Raw genomic sequence first — 16,779 nt, 5'->3', positions numbered from 1 at the left:
GGCTTGGAGGCAGTATGGGCAACCGCACCGAAGCGGAGGTCGTGATCGTCGGCACCGGGTTCTCGGGTCTCGGCATGGCGATCCAGCTTCGCCAGGAGGGCCGCGAGGACTTCGTCATCCTGGAGAAGGCCCATGACGTGGGTGGCACCTGGCGTGACAACACCTACCCCGGGTGCGCGTGCGACATCCAGTCGCACATGTACTCCTTCTCGTTCGAGCAGAACCCGAACTGGTCGCGCTCCTTCTCGCCGCAGCCGGAGATCTTCGAGTACATGCGGGGTGTCGCGCGCAAGTACGACCTCTACCCGTATGTGCGGTTCGGGCAGGAGATGACGGGCGCCCGCTGGGACTCCGACGAGGGCCGCTGGTACGTCTCCACCGCGGGCGGCGACGAGTTCGTCTGCCGCTACCTGGTGGCCGGTGTCGGTGCGCTGCACCTGCCGCAGGTGCCCGAGCTGCCCGGCATGGAGCGCTTCCAGGGCAAGTCCTTCCATTCCGCGGAGTGGGACCACGACTACGACCTGCGCGGCAAGCGGGTCGCCGTCGTCGGCACCGGAGCCAGCGCCATCCAGTTCGTCCCGCAGATCGCCAAGGACGTCGCCGAGCTGACCATCTTCCAGCGCACGCCGCCGTGGATCATGCCGAAGCCGGACCACCCGATGCCGGAGTGGGCCAAACGCCTGTTCGCCCGCGTGCCCGGCGCGCAGCGCGCCTACCGTGACCTGCTCTACTGGCTGCTGGAGGCGCGCGCCGTCGGCTTCAACGGCAACCCGAGGCTGATGAAGCTCGCGCAGAAGCTCGCCAAGCGCAACATCGACAAGCACATCGACGACCCGCGGCTGCGTGCCAAGCTCACGCCCGACTACGTCCTCGGCTGCAAGCGCGTGCTGATCTCCAACGACTACTACCCGGCGCTGAACAGGGACAACGTCTCCGTCGTCACCGACGGCGTCGCCGAGGTGCGCGAGCACGGCATCGTCGACGAGGCGGGGGTCGAGCGCGAGGTCGACGCGATCATCTTCGGCACCGGCTTCCACGTCACCGACGCCTTCGACGACCTCGACATCATCGGGGTCGGCGGGAGGAACCTGGGCAAGCTGTGGGCCACCGAGGGCATGCAGACGCATCTCGGCATCACGGTCACCGGGTTTCCGAACCTGTTCTTCCTGCTCGGACCCAACACCGGCCTCGGCCACAACTCCGTGGTGTTCATGATCGAGCAGCAGATCCGCTACATCGCCGAGGCCATCCGCCTCACCGAGTCACGCGGCGCGAAGGCCATCGAGGTGCGCGAGCCGGTGCAGGAGCAGTTCAACACCGAGATCCAGCGCAAGCTGGCGAACGGCATCTGGACGCAGGGCGGGTGCAAGAGCTGGTACCTCGACGCGCAGGGCGTGAACCGCACCATCTGGCCGGGCTTCACGTGGCGGTACTGGCTGCGTACCCGCAAGCTGCGTGCCGACGACTTCGAACTCATCAGGTAGCCGCCGCTTTGGTGCCAGGTGGGGGACGGGGCGAGCAGGTGGTGCGGTGGGTCAGAAGGTGGGGCCCAGGCTGGAGAGTTTGCGCAGGCGGGCAAGCAGGTCCTGGGTGTCCAGGTTGCACAGCTCCGCCATCCGCTCCAGCGCCGAGAAGTCGAGCTGGACCTCCTCACCGGTGGACTGCGCCAGCCTGCCCTGCGCCCACCGGCGCAGCGGCCCCAGCTCCGGCTGGTCGTCGGCCACCACGCGCGCCAGGTTGAGCCGCACCCGTCCCGGCTCGTCGGAGAACACTCTCCGGTGCACCCGCTCCAGCAGGTTCTGTGGCCGTTCGTCCATCGCCAGGCACAGCTCCACCAGCCGCACCACCGAGCACTGCCGGGTGCCCAGCTCGTAGGTGGCCAGCGTCTGCAGCGAGATCTCACTCTGCAGCCGCTCGTTCAGCTGCTTGCGCGTCCACCCTCGCTTCTTGCGGAGCTTGCGTAGTTCCTCGCCAAGTACCCGCTGGTACGCGTCCGCGTCGATCAGCACTCCAGGTCCCCTGCCCGCACCACGTGAGTTGCCGTGCGCCCACTCGGCCGGCACAGCGCATGCGTTCTTCACGCGAGAGAAAGGCATGGAGGCCGCTCGGCTTACGCGGCTCGCGGACAAAATTCGGTAAAGGCCTCCGAACTACTCCGATCGGAGTAGCAAAAGCCCCCGAAAGGGCTCACCCGCGCTAGTTGACGCAGGTGACCCCGTTGGCAGTGATGGCAGGGTCCTCCGGCTCGCCGGACGGCTGCTGCTGCTTGGCGACCGGCACGGTCCGCGGCTGCATGGCGGGCTCGGCGGCGCCGCCGGAAGCCACCTGGTCGGCGGAGTAGTCCGGGCCCAGCAGCACCTGCACGTGCCCGGCAGGCACGTCCGGCGACTCCTCGACCTCGACCTCGCCGCCCAGGTCACCTGCCACCTTCTCGCCTGCCGCGCGCTGGCCCTCGGGCACCTGGACCTCCGTCGTGGAGCGCGGCGAGGCGTTGCCGACCTCGCCCTGCACGTAGCCCTTGCCGACGAGGGACTCCGACACCGACCCGGCGAGGCCGGTGATGTTCGACCCGTTGAGCACGTCCACCGTGATCTCGCTCGCCGGGGGCGCGGGGGCCTGCGGCTTGGCGTCCTTCGGCTTGCCGCCGAGCCCCTGGATGAACTCCCGCACCTCGTCCGGATCGACCTGGACCGCCTGGCCGTCCTCGGGCGTCTCGTACTCGGTGTCGACCACCGGGATCGTGCGGAACTGGATCTGCCCCCCGGTGAGCCCGCGCAGCTGCTGGGCGAAGCCGAGCACGTCCCAGCCCTGGTTGACGACGACGGACTTCTTGATGGCGTCCATCAGGTCGTTGAGCTTCGCCGGGTCGGCGAGCGTGCCCGCCGAGAGCACCTTGCGGGCGAGGCCGGCCATGAACACCTGCTGGCGCACCACGCGGTCGAGGTCGCCGCGCAGCAGGCCGTGTCGCTGCCGGACGAACGCGAGCGCCTTGAACCCGGAGATCGTCTGCGGTCCCGCCTCGAAGTTCGCGCCCGAGTACGGGTCGCTCACGGGCTCCTTCAGGCACACGTCGACGCCGCCGATGGCCTTGGTGATGTCGTAGAAGCCGAGCAGGTTGATCGAGGCGTAGTTGTCGATCGTGAAGCCCGTGAGGTCCTCGACCGTGGCGATGAGCGTCTTGGCGCCCTCCTGGTTGCTGCGCACCTCCAGTTCCCTCGGGTCGGTGACCCCCTCCTCCTGGAGCTTCGCGCGGGCGGCGAACTTGGCGCGCGCGTAGGCAGAGTTGATCTTGTGCTCGCCGAACCCGGGGATCGAGACGTAGGAGTCGCGCGGCAGCGAGATCGCCACCGCCTTGCTGCCGTCGTTGGGGATGTGCACGAAGATCAGCGTGTCGGTGTTCAGCTCACCGTCGGCGACACCGGCGCGCAGCTTGGCCAGCATCTCCTCGGACAGCGGATTGCCCTGCGCGTCGGTGCGGCTGTCCATCCCGACCAGCAGAATGTTGCGCGCGCCGTCGGCGGGCAGGTCTCCGCCGCCCCCATCGCCGATCACGTCGGCCATCGTCATCCCGTTCACCAGCCCCTGCATCGCGGCCCACCCGTAGCCGGTGACGGTCATCACGAGCGCGGACACCACCGCGAGCACGATCTTCGGGCCGCGCAACCCCGTCCTGCGCTTGGGGGGAGGCGGCGGCGCGGTCCGAGGCCGACCCGCGGGCGGCCGGGAGCCGGGCGGGGCAGAACCCGACGGCCTGCCCGCGCCGGGAGCACGGGACCCCGGCGGCACCTGTCGCGGCCCGGCCTTGCGCGGCGGCGCAGGCCTGCCGGCAGGCGGAGGTCCCGGCCTGCCGCCCGGCGGGGGCGCCTGCCGGCCACCACCCGCAGGGTCCTGCCACGGCCTCGCGGGACCACGGCCTCGCGGGGTGTTCCGCGGCGGGTAATCCACGCCAACGGCTCCTTTCGCCGACAGTTCGGGTCGTTTGGTGGACGCGTGAGCGCGGGTACGGGTTGTCGTAGCGTGTCACACCACCGCACCCTGTGGTCGGTACCACCCGGGTGTGGGCGCCGCCGTTCACCTGGCGTAGCCGCTGGTCGCGCGAGCGAGCCACACCGTAGCCAACACCGCCGCGAGAGCCAGCCCGGCTGTGACCGCGTGCACAACGACGCCCAGCGCGTCGGCCGCGGGCCCGCCTGCGGCCGCCAGCAGGGGTGGCACGCAGGCCAGCGTCGCGAGCAGCCACGTCCGCGGCGAGCCCGCCGCACCGGTGCGCACGGCATGCAGCAGTGCCATGCCCAGCAGCAGGTGCACGAGGCTCTGGATGGGGCCGAGCAGCACGCCGCGCAGCATGGGATCGGCCGCGCCGCCGAAGGTGGTCAGCGCGAAGCCGAACACACCCACCGTGGCGAAGCTGATCCCTGCGGCCGTGGCCGCGTGTGCGAGCAGCCGTTCGAACCCACCGGTCGTGCCGGACACGGCCGGTGGCGCCGGTGGATGGTGCCCGAGATGGCGCTCGAACCACCAGAACACCAGCACCGCGGGCCCGGCGAGCATGGCCACCGCCAGCAGCGGGCGGGGGCGCAGCAGGAACACGCCGTCCGTGGCGAGCAGGCCGGGCAGGTACACGACCGCCACCACGAGCAGCATGGCCGCGAGGAACACGAGGTAGAGCGTCATCGGAGCACGGGAGGCGAAGGCAGCCGCTCTCCGCACCGGCTCGGCCGTGGCCAGCCGCGACAGTGGCTGCCTCACCAGCGCCAGCACGGCCAGCTGAACGACCCCGAGCAGCAGTACCGGCAGCGTCGGCCCCGCGAGCGCGGGCGGCCCCTCCGGCGCGCCGAGCAGCGTCAGCGGAACGAGACCCACCGCCGCACCCGCGCCGAGCGCCGCCGCGCCGAGCGCCGCGACGCCCACTGGCAGCCACCGCCGCCCGCCGAACCGGCCGAGGCCGGCGAAGGCCAGCTGCTGGGCCAGCAATGCCAGCGGGAGGGCGGAGAGGTAGCCGACCAGCGGGACATCGAGGATGCGGCCGGCCAGGTCGGTGACCAGCACGAGCGCGAGCAGGCCGAGCACGCCGGCCACGGGTGTCCTGCGGTGCACGCGGACCAGCGCCGGGGTCGCCACGATCGTCAGCACGTAGACGCCGAGCAGCCACAGCGGGTGCAGGGCGATGCGCACGACGGTCGCCGTCGTGGCGCCGGGGATGCCGAGCACCTCGAGTGCCGTCGGCACCGCGAACGCCACCACCGCGAACACCAGCGTCAGCCGCAGCAGCCAGCTCGTCCGGTGGGCCAGGTACTCCCGGTAGCCGCCGCCCGCGCGCCGGATCGCCGCCCAGCCCGCCGCGTTGGCCTGCCCGCCCGCGAAGAAGAACAGAAACGACAGCTGCGCCAGCCAGGTGAACGGCCACAGCCACTGCTCGCCCGCGCCTGCCCAGCGCGCGAGCGCCACCGTGGCCTCGCCGAGCATGAGCACCCCGATGCTGCCGATTCCGAGCAGGGTCCAGCCACGCCCGCGCGCGGGCCGCGGGGCGTTCCGCCGGGCGGGCCGGGGCCGTTGCCGCCGGGTGAGCAGCCAGCCCCGCAGCCGGAACGACACCAGCAACCCGATCATCGCCAGCCCGGCGAGCATCGGCACGATCGGCTCGCCGACGGGTGGGCCCCAGCGCTGGTGCCACGAGTTGACGACGAGTCCCGCCGAGTACAGCGACGCCACCGCCCGGCAGGTGGTCTCCGAGTCCATCGGGTTGGTCCGGCACATCCCGTGCATGTCGGCCGAGAGCCGGTCGTCGAGCGCCTCGCGCACCTCGGGGCCGAGCGGGTGGCCCTTCCGGTCGGCGTAGCGGAGCAGGTCGTAGCCGAGGTCGTGCGACTGGCAGGCGGGCCCGAAGCCCCAGCGCGTGTCGTCGTCGCCCCACGGCGTCGAGCAGCCGCCGCCGACGTGCACGGCGCGCACCGTGCCATCCGGCGCCGGGGTTTCGCCTGCCACCACGCCGGTCACCCGGGTGAAGTCGGCGGGCAGCAGCGCGAGCGCGTCCGGGGAGGGCCCCGGAGCCAGCAGGGCGTCGATGGCCTGCTTCGCGGCCGCGACGTCGCCCCGGGGCGGGCCGTGGTCCGGCGGGGCGGCCGTGCGGGAGGCGACGAAGCCGAAGGCGGTCACCACCAGTACCAGGAGAGCGATCCACGCCGAGGTCCCGAAGACCCGGCGTCCGGGTCTGGACCCCGCGGCGGGCTCCTCGGTGGTGGCGGTCATGGTGTCCAGGGTGTCAAGGCGCGCGTGCCGGTCGCATCCGGGTAGAACCCGGAGAGCGCGGGTGTGGTCAGTGGCGGTCGTTCCGGGCGAAGCGCACCTGGTTCCTGCCGTTCTCCTTCGCCTCGTACACGGCGGCGTCGGCGGCCTGCATGAGCCCGTCGAGCGTGCTCGCGTCGACCGGGTAGACCGCGACGCCGATCGAGGTCGTGCGGTCGGTGATCTCGGTGCGCTCGCCCCGCTTGTCGGTGGTCTCGATGCGCAGCGCGGAGATCGTCCTGCGCACACGCTCGGCGGCGACCTCGGCGGCGGCCGTGTCGGCGTCGGGCAGCAGCACCAAGAACTCCTCGCCGCCGAACCGGCCCACGATGTCGGCGGGACGGGTGACCTCGCCGAGGGCCTTCGCCACGGCGATCAGCACGTCGTCGCCTGCCGGATGGCCGAACGTGTCGTTGATCCACTTGAAGTGGTCGAGATCGATCATGAGCATCGACAGCGTGCCGTCGGCACGGCTCACCCTGGACAGCGCGCGCTCGGCCGATTCGGACCAGCCGCGCATGTTGAGCAGGCCGGTCTTGGAGTCGGTCACGACGTCGTCCTGCAACTGGTCGAGCTCGGCGAGCCGGTTGAACACCACCGTCACGACGGCCATGATCGCCACCGTGGGCGGCATGGTGACGAGCAGGACCGCCGTCATGGCGCCGAGCCCGGTGGTAATCGCCTCCAGCAGGTTGTCGGCCTTGCTGCCGAGCACCGTGCGTGGCGTCGGGTTCGGGGAGGTGAGCGTCAGGATGCCGCCGACGTAGAGCACCTGAACGCCTTCGTAGACGGCGGCGGTCACGAGCACGAGCGCGAACTCGCGCAGGGAGCCGAGTCCCGTCAGGGTGTGCCAGTCGCTCGGTCCAAGCGCGACATAGGTCAGGTGCGCAAGCGCGGCGGCGAGACTGTGCGAGATGGCGGAGAAGACGAAGTTGTGCGCGGGCCTGCGCGCGGTGAACCACCGCTGGATGCGGGTGAGCACGACGAGCGCCACGACGAGCGTGGCGGGAAGCACCAGCACGGCGGGGAAGACCCACACCGCGATGAGGTCGATGAGGACGGTCCTCGTCCGGTTGCGCCTGCGCTCCTCCTGGCGCCGGGTGAGTTGGATATGGACCGTCGCGCCCGCGGCGAGGATGGCGAATCGCACCCAGTCGGTGCCCGTCGGTGCCGGCGAGTTCGCGAATGCGAAACCGAAGCCGCCGAGCGCGACGAGTTCCATCGCGAGCAGGAAGGCGACGAAGCGCTTCGGCCGCCGCCACAGCGCCCAGTTGCGGGGATGGCGCGCGTGCCAGCGGGACGCCGTCACCGGCTCGGCTTCCGTGTCGGGGCCGGGCTCCGCGGGCACCCCTCCGCCGGGCGAGGCAGGCCCGCCCGTGCCGCCTCCGGGCGTCCTGCCAGCGGCAGGAGGCGCCGGCGGTGGCCGACCGTGGGGCGTGCGCGGCACTCGCCAACCCTCCCGAGGGTGTCCGGTTTCGTCGATCAGCTACGCGTGTGGAGTTCGCGCGAGAAGGGTCCGCTCTTCGTAGGAGGTATCATCTCACCGCGCCAGATCGGTCGTGTAGGCGAGGACGCCGGGCCGGTGTGACGGGCACAGTGCCGGGCCGCCCGCGCGTCGGCCTGAAAGCGATCGGAGGTGTTTTCCTCTTGTCTGGCTGTGACTTCTGATCTAGAACAAACAAGTGTTGGTGGTTTCCGTTCCCCGCCGGAGGTGCTCATGTCCGACCGTGATTTCTGAGCCGGCCGCTGTCCGCCGAATTCGCCGATCGCCGTGGAGGAGGTTTCCCGTGTCGGACCGTGACTTCTGAGCAACCGAAGTACAACTCCTGCTGTCCCCGCGTGCCGTGTGGAGGTGTCCCCAGTGGCCGACCGTGATTTCTGAGCACCCGTAGTCATAACGAATACAGACGGTCATATTTGTTTGTGGTTACGGGGAGGTGCCGACGTTGTCGGACCGCGACTTCTGATTGACTCGACATTTCTCTTCTTTCGTCAGGCCAGCCCGGTGGTGGCCGTATTCGGCGTACCGTGGACGCGCGCCCACGACAGCGCGACCGGCACGGTGAGCAGGACGCCGACGACACCGGCGAGCGCGATCGCGATGGTCGCGGAACCCACGAGGTCCGCGACGATGCCGCCGATCGCCACACCGATGCCCTGCGCGACACGCAGGCCGGTCCGGTAGAGCCCGCCCGCTCCGCCCCGGAGTTCGTTCGGGACCCACGTGATGAACGTGGCACCGACGGTGATGATGTAGGCACCCGCCGCCCCGGCGAGCGCCAGCAGCACGAGCGCGGCCGGCAGGCTCGGCTCGACGGCGAACGCGATGAGGAAGGCCGCCGCCGCGGTGGCGAGCACCCCCATGACGCGCCTGCGGTTCTCGGCGGACACGTAGTGTGACAGCACGAACGTGCCGATGATGAAGCCGACCGGGTCCGCGGCCAGCAGCCAGCCGACAGCCTGGTCCGGCGCTCCGATCTCGTGCGCGAGCGGCGCGGCGAGGCCCTCGGGGATGACCGCGAGCCCGACCAGCCACGAGAACGCGAGCAGCACCCGCAGCCTGCGCTGCGACCACACCCACTGCGCGGCGCCGAACCAGCGGTCGCCGGGGCCGCCCGCGGCGGGGCGCCGGCGCACGCACAGCCGTACGACGAGCGCGGCGACGAGGAACGTGAGCGCGTCGACGGCCAGCGCCCACGACGGGCCCACCAGCGTCACGAGCAGCCCGCCGCCGCCAAGGCCCACGAGCATCGCGATGTTGGTGGTGATGCCCCGCAGGTCCTGGCTGCGCAGGTAGACGTCGTCGTCGGTGAAGACCTCCCTGGTCAGCGCGTTCTGCGCGGCGTTGACCGGCGCGCCGACCAGGCGTACCAGCACCACGAGCGTGCACAGCAGCGCCAGATGGGTGCCCGGGATGGCCATCGCGCCGACGAGCACGGCCTGGATGACGGCGGCCGTCGCGAGCACGGTGCGGCGCGGGTAGCGGTCGGCGATCTGCGCCAGCCCGAGCCCGCCCGCGAGCGCCGGCAGGAACGTCAGCGCGTAGACCAGCGCGGCCCACAGCGCCGAGCCGGTCCGGCCGAACACCATGATCGCCAGCGCCACCGTGGTGAGGTGATCGCCGAGCACCGACTGTGCCTCGGCCAGCCACAGCGCCCGGAACTCACGGTTGCGGATCGCCGTGCCCATCCGCGGCGCCGTCCTCGTACTCACCTCGTTGTCACCCTGTGTTGGCTCGGTTACCGCACGCTACATCGTCGACAACGTTCAGTATGCCCTCGGCTACGCGGAGGCGAACAGGGAACGTTGCCCGGATCGGACGAACAGCGGTGCTTCTTGCGCCATCCGTCCGACGTCCAAGGTACGGGGGCCACGGAGCGTCGCGAACGATCACCGGCGCCGCGAGCAGCGCCCTCACCGCACGCCGGGCAGTTTCCCAGGACCGATCACTGCTCACTCGTTCGGCGCAGTGAAACCACCGTTCGGCGCGCTCGCCGGGCCAGGGCCGCGTGCGTGACCAACACTGATCTCAGGCCAGCTGAACGCGGGCGGAGGCGAGCGCGAATCGGTGCTGGCGGTGGGAGACGACGTGATGGACAGACTGCTCAACGGCAAGGCAGTGGTGGTGACCGGCGCGGGGAGGGGGCTCGGCGAGGCGTTCGCGGTGCATGCGGCGCAGGCCGGTGCCGCGGTCGTGGTGAACGACCTCGACGCCGACCTCGCCGAGCGGACGGCGGCCAACATCCGCGAACACGGCGGCCGCGCCGTGGCCAGCGGCCACAGCGTCGCCGACCCGGAGCAGGCGCAGGCCATGGTGGAGCTGTGCGTCGCCGAGTTCGGCGCCATCGACGGCCTCGTCAGCAACGCCGGGGTGAACTACGAGGCGCTGCCCTGGCAGGAGGAGCCGGACCAGATCCGGGAGCTGGTGGAGACCAACGTGCTCGGCGTGATCTACACCGGCATGGCCGCGGCGAAGGCCATGATGGCGCAGGGCCGCGGCGGGTCGATCGTCAACATCTCCTCGGGTGCCTCGCTCGGCCAGCGCAAGCTCGCGACGTACGCGGCGAGCAAGGGCGCCGTCGCCTCGCTGACGTACTCGTGGGCGCTGGACATGGAGGACGTCGGGATCCGCGTCAACGCCGTGTGCCCGCTGGCCCACACGCGGATGGTGTGGAAGTCGGAGCGCTCGCTGCGCAACTGCCCGCCCGACCGCACGCCGTCACGCATCGCCCCCGTGGTGCTGTTCCTGCTCGGTGACGGCTCGCACGGCATCACCGGCCAGCTCATCCGGTGCAACGGGCCGCAGCTGCACATCGTGGGCCAGCCCTACCTCAAGGCGCCCATCCTGGAGCGCGCGGTGTGGGACTCCGACAGCGTGCAGCGGGCGTTCGACGAGGTGTTCAGCGCGCATCTGGAGCCCTACGGCCTGGAGAAGCGCGTGCCCCCACGCCTGCGGAAGTGGACGGAAGGAGCCTCAACGCCACTGCGGAGCGCTTGACGCTCCCCCGGAGGCGCCACGGCCGGGCAACCTCCGGGGGACCGCTCGTCACGCGTCGGCGTACAGGGCGTTGATGTCCGGCGCGTAGCGCTCGCTGATGATCCGGCGCTTGAGCTTCAGCGTCGGCGTCAGCTCGCCGCTCTCCGGCGTCCACGCCTTGGTGAGCAGGTGGTAGCGCTTGACCTGCTCCACCCTGGCGAGCCGGTCGTTGGCCGACTCGACGGCCCGCTCGATCTCGGCGCGGATCTCGGGGTGGCCCGCCAGCGTGGCGATGTCGGCCGCCTCGATGCCCTTCGAGGCCGCCCACGCCGGCGCGATCTCGTCGTCGAGCACGATCAGTGCCGTGACGTAGGGCCGGTTGTCACCGATCGCGACGGCCTGCCCGATCAGCGGGTGCTCCTTGAGCAGGCCCTCGATCCTGGTTGGCGCGATGTTCTTGCCGCCTGCCGTGATGATGAGCTCCTTCTTGCGGTCGGTGATCGTGACGAAGCCGTCCTCGTCGATCGTGCCGATGTCGCCGGTGGCGAACCAGCCGTCGGAGTCGGTCGCCGGTTCGATCGAGCCGTCCTCGGACAGGTAGCCGAGGAACACGATCGGTCCGCGCACGAACAGCTCGCCGTCCTCTCCGGTGCGGACCTCGACGTCGGCGATGGGCCTGCCGACGGTGCCCGCCTTGAACGACGACGCCGAGTTGGCGGTGACCGCGCCCGTCGTCTCCGACAGGCCCCACACCTCCAGGATCTCGACGCCGAGGCCCGCGATGAAGTAGAGCACCTCCAGTGGCAGCGCGGCCGCGCCGCTGGAGGCGAGGAGCAGCCTGTCCAGGCCGAGCATCTGCCGCACGGGGGCGAGCACGGTGCGGTCGGTCTCGGCGATGCGCTCGGCCAGCTCGGGCGGCACCTCCTTGCCCTCGCTGCGCAGCTTGTAGCCCTGCTGGAGCAGCTCGTTCGCGCCGATCAGCGCGTTGCGCCGCTCCTCGGGCACGCCCGCGAGCATGTTCTTCAGGCCGGCGACCATCTTCTCCCAGACCCTCGGCACGCCGAAGAAGACGTCGGGGCGGACCTTGCCGAGTGCGGCGACGATGCCCTTGGGGTCCGCGAGGGTGTGCACGTGCCCGGCGTAGACGATCGGCAGGTAGATCGAGAGCTCGCGCTCGGCGATGTGGGCCAGCGGGAGGTAGGCGATGTTGCTGGCGTGCATGGGTGTGCCGTGCCGGGCGCGGACGGCCACGGCCTCGTGGATGGCGTTGCGGTGGGACAGCACGACGCCCTTGGGCATGCCGGTGGTGCCCGAGGTGTAGATCATCGACAGCGGGTCGTCCGGCTTGATCTCGTCGGTGACCCGCTCGAACACCTCCGGCTCCGTGGCGTGCAGCGCCTCGCCGCGCTCCCGCAGGCCGGCGAAGCTGAGGAAACGGTCGTCGCCGTCGGGTATCGCGGAGGCGTCCAGCACCACGATGTGCTCGAGGTTGGGCAGCTCGTCGAGCACGGGCAGCCAGCGCTGCAGCTCCGCGCCGCCCGCCAGCACCGCGACGGGCGCGGCGCTGTGGTTGACGACGTAGGAGATCTGCTCCGAGCTCAGCGTCGAGTACGCGGTGCAGGGGATGGCCGCGAGGTTGGCGGCGGCGAGGTCGGCGATGAAGTGTTCGGGCCTACTCGGCGCCATGATGATCATCCGCTGCCCCGCGCGGAGCCCGAGGTCGGCAAGGCCGCGCGAGACGGCGGCGACCTGGGCCCGCAACTGCGACCACGTCAGGGTCGGCGCGCTCTCGTCGTCGGCGGACGACAGCGCGGGCAGGTCGCCGTAGTCCGTGGCGTTGCGCCGGAGCAGCAGCGGGATGGTCAGGCCTTCGGTCTCACGGGCGACGGATTCCTGGGTGCTCAACAATGACCTCCTCGGTAACCCTGTTGCCGACACTCTATGTGGTCGGCGTCACGGTGAGGACCCCTCTCGGTGGCGAGAGGACCCGCGGACCTCGTGTCGGACGGCCGCGCCGGGGGTATGCGAGGGTCATGAGCAAGGACAGCACTGCCCCGGGCCGGACGGTGGCCAGGCTGCTGGAGGTCGCGGGCACCACGTACGCGCGCGAGGCGGGCATCAAGCTGGCGGACAAGCCGGCCCCGCTGTACCAGCTGCTCGTTCTGTCGGTGCTGCTGTCCACCCGCATCAAGGCGGACATCGCGGTCGCGGCGGCGAAGGAACTGTTCACGGCGGGCTGCACGTCGCCGAAGCGGATGCTCGAGGCGTCCTGGCAGGACCGGGTGGACGCTCTCGGCCGGGGCCACTACGTGCGCTACGACGAGAGCACCGCGACGGCGCTCGGCGACGGGGCGCGGCTGCTGCTGGACACCTACTCCGGAGACCTGCGCAAGCTGCGCGACCGGGCGGCCGGCGATGTTGGCGAACTGCGCAACTTGCTGTGCGAGGTGCCGAGGCTCGGCCCCGTCGGCGCGGACATCTTCTGCCGGGAGGCGCAGGACGTGTGGCCGGAGCTGCGGCCGTACCTCGACCGCAAGACCGTCAGCGGCGCCGACCGCATCGGACTGCCCAGGGACGGCGCCGAGCTGGCGAAGCTCGTCGCCGACAGGGACCTGGCGCGCTTCTCGGCCGCCCTGGTGCGCGTGAGCCTCGACAAGAAGACCGCCGACCAGGTCACCACCGCGTAGCCAAAACGCCGCCGCCCCCGCCTCGCCGCGCGAGTCCTGCGCTCCGGAAGCTCCCCAATGCGGCATTCGCTCCACTGGATGGAGCGAATGCCGCATTCGCTCCGTTGAGTGGAACAAATGTGGCATTGGGGAGCTTCTTGGCTACCTGTGTTGTTGCGTAGTTTGGGCAGTTGTATCGTGAGAGATGCTTGATTTGAGCAGGTTTGTGGCGCATGATGGGCGCCTTCCCGCTCAACTGGCCTAGGAGGATCACCGTGGATCTCCAACTGCTGGCTGCGCTCGTACTCGGGATCGGCGCCATCGTGCTGATCGTGCTGCGCACCCGGCTGGACGCGTTCGTCGCGCTGCTCATCGCGGCGCTGCTCACAGGGTTCGTCGCCGGAGCGCCGGTGACCGAGATCCTGGGCTCGATCACCGACGGCTTCGGCTCCACCATGGGCGCCATCGGCATCGTCATCGGGCTCGGTGTCGGGGTCGGCAAGATCCTGGAGGTCTCCGGTGCCGCCGACGCACTCGCCAGGGCGTTCGTCCGCGCGCTCGGCAAGGGCCGCGAGCCGTGGGCGATGGCGGGCACCGGCGCGCTCGTGTCCATCCCCGTCTTCTGCGACTCCGGCTACGTGATCATGAACCCGCTGGCGCGCTCGATCGCGCGGCGCCAACGCGCCGGGTACGTCACCCTGGCGCTGGCGCTCGGCTGCGGCATGACGCTGACCCACCACCTCGTGCCGCCGACGCCGGGCCCGCTGGGCGTCGCCGGCATCCTCGGCGCCGACGTCGGCGGCATGATCCTCGCCGGCCTCGTCTTCACCCTGGTCCTGCTGCCGATCATGGTGCTCTACGCCCGCTGGGTCGGCCCCCGGCTGGAGGAACACGTGCTGCCCGAGGTGCGTGCCGAGGTCTACGGCTCCACCGCGTCCCGCAGCACCGTGACGGCCACCGGCGGAGGTGGCTCCGCGCCCGCAGGCGGTGACACCGGCGACGCGCGGGAGACCGGCGGCGAGGAGCCGAAGCGGCGGATCTCGGCCGGGCTGGCGATGCTGCCGCTGCTGGTGCCGCTGCTGCTGATCGTCGCCAACACCGTCGCCACCGCCCTCGACCGCAATGCCAAGGGCCTGCTCAGCGCCGAGGAGTACGAGCCGGAGGGGCTCGTCGCCGTCCTGGCCTTCGTCGGCAGCCCGGTCGTGGCGCTGCTGATCGGCCTCGTGCTCGCCGTCTACGTGCTGCTGCCCCGGGTGACCACCCGCAACCAGGTGGCCGGATGGCTGTCGCAGGCGGCGTCGTCGGCCGGGCTCATCATCCTCATCACCGGCGCCGGTGGCGCGTTCGGCCAGGTGCTGCGCGACACGGGCGTCGGCGACGCGCTCGCCGAGACCATCGCGTCGTGGAGCCTGCCCGGCGTGCTGGTGCCGTTCCTCATCGCCACGCTCGTGCGGCTGGCCCAGGGCTCCGGCACCGTCGCCATGATCACCGCCGCCTCGGTGACCGCGCCCCTCGTCGCCGGGCTGGGCGTCTCGCCGCTGGCCGCCGCCATCGCCTGCTGCGCTGGTTCGATGGTGTTCTCCTACTTCAACGACTCGTATTTGCCATCGTGGCACGTCTGTATATGCTGGTCACATGACGTTGCGCGTTTTGGGCGGCATCCGCCTATCCCGGCTGACCGACGAGTCCACCTCTCCCGCCCGACAGCGGGAAGTGATCGAGACGTGGACCGGGATGCACCAGGGCGAGCTAGTCCACGTGGCCGAGGACCTGGACGTGTCCGGCGCGGTGTCGCCGTGGGAGCGCCCCGAGCTAGGCCCGTGGCTGACCGACCCGGAGCGGGTGGCGCGGTGGGACGTGCTGGTCGTGTGGAAGCTCGACCGGCTGTCCCGATCGGCACTCGACACGCTGAAGATTCTCCGATGGGTGCAAGACCACGACAAGCGCGTGGTGGCTGTCGACGACTCTCTCGACAGTAGCTCGCAGATGGGTCGGGCGTGGATGCAGATGTCCGCCGTATTCGCGGAGCTGGACCTCAACACGATGAAGGAGCGCATCACAGCGACCCGGACCCACCTCCGGAAGATGGGGCGATGGGTAGGCGGGCAGGTGCCGTACGGGTACCGGCCCGTGAAGGACGAGGACGGCTACCACCTCGAGCACGATCCGGAGACGGCGCCCGTCGTGCGGGAGATCGTGGAGCGCGTGCTCCTCGGACACTCCGTGAACGGCATCGCACGCGACTTGACGGACCGCAAGGTACCGCCACCCCGGGCAGGGGAGAAGCGGACGCGCTGGCGGGAGGAGACGGGCGCGTGGAGCGCCCCCGCGATCACAGCCATTCTCCGCTCCCCCGCGCTGCGTGGCTGGGTGCGCTACAAGGGTAAGCCCGTGCTCGGCCCGGACGGGCTCCCGCGGTCTATGGGGCCGGAGCTGGTGACGGCCGGTGAGTGGGAGTTGGTCCAGGAGGCCCTCGAAGCCCGCTCGAAGCAGCGGAGGGCGCCCCGCGACGCGGGACACGCGCCCCTGTTCGGCGTGGTGCATTGCGCGTGTGGCTCGCACATGGTGAGCGGCCGTAGCCGAGGGGGCGAGCGCCGGTACGTCTGCCTACGCGCTCGCCGGACGCCCGGCGTCGAGCCGTGCCCGGTGGGCGGCACGATCATGGGGCCGCCGGTCGAGGAGTTCGCCGAGGAGCAGTTTCTCGCGATGTTCGGCGGCCTGCGCGTGGTCGAGTACCGCAAGATCCCCGGTCAGGACTTCTCGGCGGAGATCCGCGAACTGGAGGCGTCCCTCCAGCGGCTCGACGAGGCATACCAGGCAGGCGCCTACGAGGGCGACGTGGCGACGTACGCGACCATGCGCAAGGGAGTGCGCGCGAAGCTCGAGGACCTGCGCGCGCAGCCGACGACGGAGGCCCGGACGGAGGAAGTCGACCACGGGGTGACGTACGGGCTCATGTGGGAGTTGGCGACCGACGCCGAGGAGCGGCGAAAGCTCATGCTTGATTGCCACTTCCGCGTGTGGGTCGGGCCGCGCGTGCGTCAAGGACGGGTGAGCCGGGATGAGGTCCGCGCCCGTCTCTCCGCGGGTATCGCCGAGGAGGCGCTCCTCGAGCCCGAGGACTTCTCAGAGTGATCCGGGCCACACGGGAAGGGAAAATGACGGGTGGTGTGGCTACACCCGGGTCCTTATCTAAGTAGAGGGAGATAGCGGCCTCCGCGCGGACGTTGTGGCGCGCAGCCATAGACAGCGGCCACCCCGTGCGGCGTCGCCCTCCCCGCGATCTTGATCCCCCGGCAGTCCGCGGAGGGCGCCGGGGGATTTTCTACCCCGGCCGGGTTGAGTGCCGCG

At 70.9% G+C, this 16,779-nt stretch carries 10 protein-coding genes and 1 pseudogene; 5 read left to right on the top strand and 6 right to left on the bottom strand.

Translation table 11 applies throughout. From position 1 onward, the window contains the following. Window positions 1–14 precede the first annotated feature (14 nt). Window positions 15–1,484 carry a flavin-containing monooxygenase gene (locus BAY60_RS26760; protein WP_112284051.1) on the top strand — a complete coding sequence of 490 codons (1,470 nt, stop codon included), beginning with the start codon at window positions 15–17 and terminating at the stop codon, window positions 1,482–1,484. A 51-nt stretch (window positions 1,485–1,535) separates the two neighbouring features. On the opposite strand, the gene BAY60_RS26755 is transcribed toward BAY60_RS26760, so the two are convergent. The 5 genes from BAY60_RS26755 to BAY60_RS26735 form a co-directional block, all read right to left on the bottom strand. Then, window positions 1,536–2,009 (bottom strand): helix-turn-helix transcriptional regulator, encoded by a 474-nt coding sequence (locus BAY60_RS26755; RefSeq protein ID WP_112284049.1) that lies wholly within the window; start codon window positions 2,007–2,009, stop codon window positions 1,536–1,538. A gap of 187 nt (window positions 2,010–2,196) precedes the next feature. Further along, window positions 2,197–3,945: an LCP family protein gene (locus tag BAY60_RS26750; protein ID WP_112284047.1), complete on the bottom strand. Its 1,749-nt coding sequence runs from the start codon at window positions 3,943–3,945 to the stop codon at window positions 2,197–2,199. Window positions 3,946–4,071: 126 nt separating this feature from the next. Further along, the gene (locus BAY60_RS26745; protein WP_112284045.1) at window positions 4,072–6,249 is read right to left on the bottom strand and encodes a phospholipase A2; all 2,178 of its coding nucleotides are present in this window, start codon (window positions 6,247–6,249) and stop codon (window positions 4,072–4,074) included. 67 nt (window positions 6,250–6,316) lie between these two features. Next, on the bottom strand, window positions 6,317–7,507 hold the full coding sequence (locus BAY60_RS26740; RefSeq protein ID WP_112284632.1) for a GGDEF domain-containing protein: 1,191 nt from the start codon (window positions 7,505–7,507) through the stop codon (window positions 6,317–6,319). 770 nt (window positions 7,508–8,277) lie between these two features. Beyond that, window positions 8,278–9,474, bottom strand: a complete 1,197-nt coding sequence (locus BAY60_RS26735) for an MFS transporter (RefSeq protein ID WP_112284044.1) — start codon at window positions 9,472–9,474, stop codon at window positions 8,278–8,280. A 403-nt stretch (window positions 9,475–9,877) separates the two neighbouring features. Here BAY60_RS26735 and BAY60_RS26730 point away from each other — a divergent pair, with 403 nt between their 5' ends. Beyond that, window positions 9,878–10,783 (top strand): SDR family NAD(P)-dependent oxidoreductase, encoded by a 906-nt coding sequence (locus BAY60_RS26730; RefSeq protein WP_112284631.1) that lies wholly within the window; start codon window positions 9,878–9,880, stop codon window positions 10,781–10,783. A gap of 48 nt (window positions 10,784–10,831) precedes the next feature. Here BAY60_RS26730 and BAY60_RS26725 read toward each other — a convergent pair whose 3' ends face one another. Continuing rightward, entirely contained in the window at window positions 10,832–12,667 is a 1,836-nt protein-coding gene (locus tag BAY60_RS26725; protein ID WP_112284042.1) for an AMP-dependent synthetase/ligase, read from the bottom strand. A 128-nt stretch (window positions 12,668–12,795) separates the two neighbouring features. Here BAY60_RS26725 and BAY60_RS26720 point away from each other — a divergent pair, with 128 nt between their 5' ends. The 3 genes and pseudogenes from BAY60_RS26720 (at window position 12,796) to BAY60_RS26710 (ending at window position 16,563) form a co-directional block, all read left to right on the top strand. After that, window positions 12,796–13,449 (top strand): endonuclease, encoded by a 654-nt coding sequence (locus BAY60_RS26720; protein ID WP_112284041.1) that lies wholly within the window; start codon window positions 12,796–12,798, stop codon window positions 13,447–13,449. Between the two features lie 212 nt (window positions 13,450–13,661). After that, window positions 13,662–15,014: pseudogene (locus BAY60_RS38090) on the top strand (GntP family permease); the annotation flags it as partial. Between the two features lie 49 nt (window positions 15,015–15,063). Beyond that, window positions 15,064–16,563 (top strand): recombinase family protein, encoded by a 1,500-nt coding sequence (locus BAY60_RS26710; RefSeq protein ID WP_112284039.1) that lies wholly within the window; start codon window positions 15,064–15,066, stop codon window positions 16,561–16,563. Window positions 16,564–16,779: the final 216 nt, after the last annotated feature.

The organism is Prauserella muralis (assembly GCF_003202285.1).
GTDB lineage: Bacteria > Actinomycetota > Actinomycetes > Mycobacteriales > Pseudonocardiaceae > Prauserella_B > Prauserella_B muralis.
This window is presented reverse-complemented; position numbering and strand designations above follow the sequence as displayed.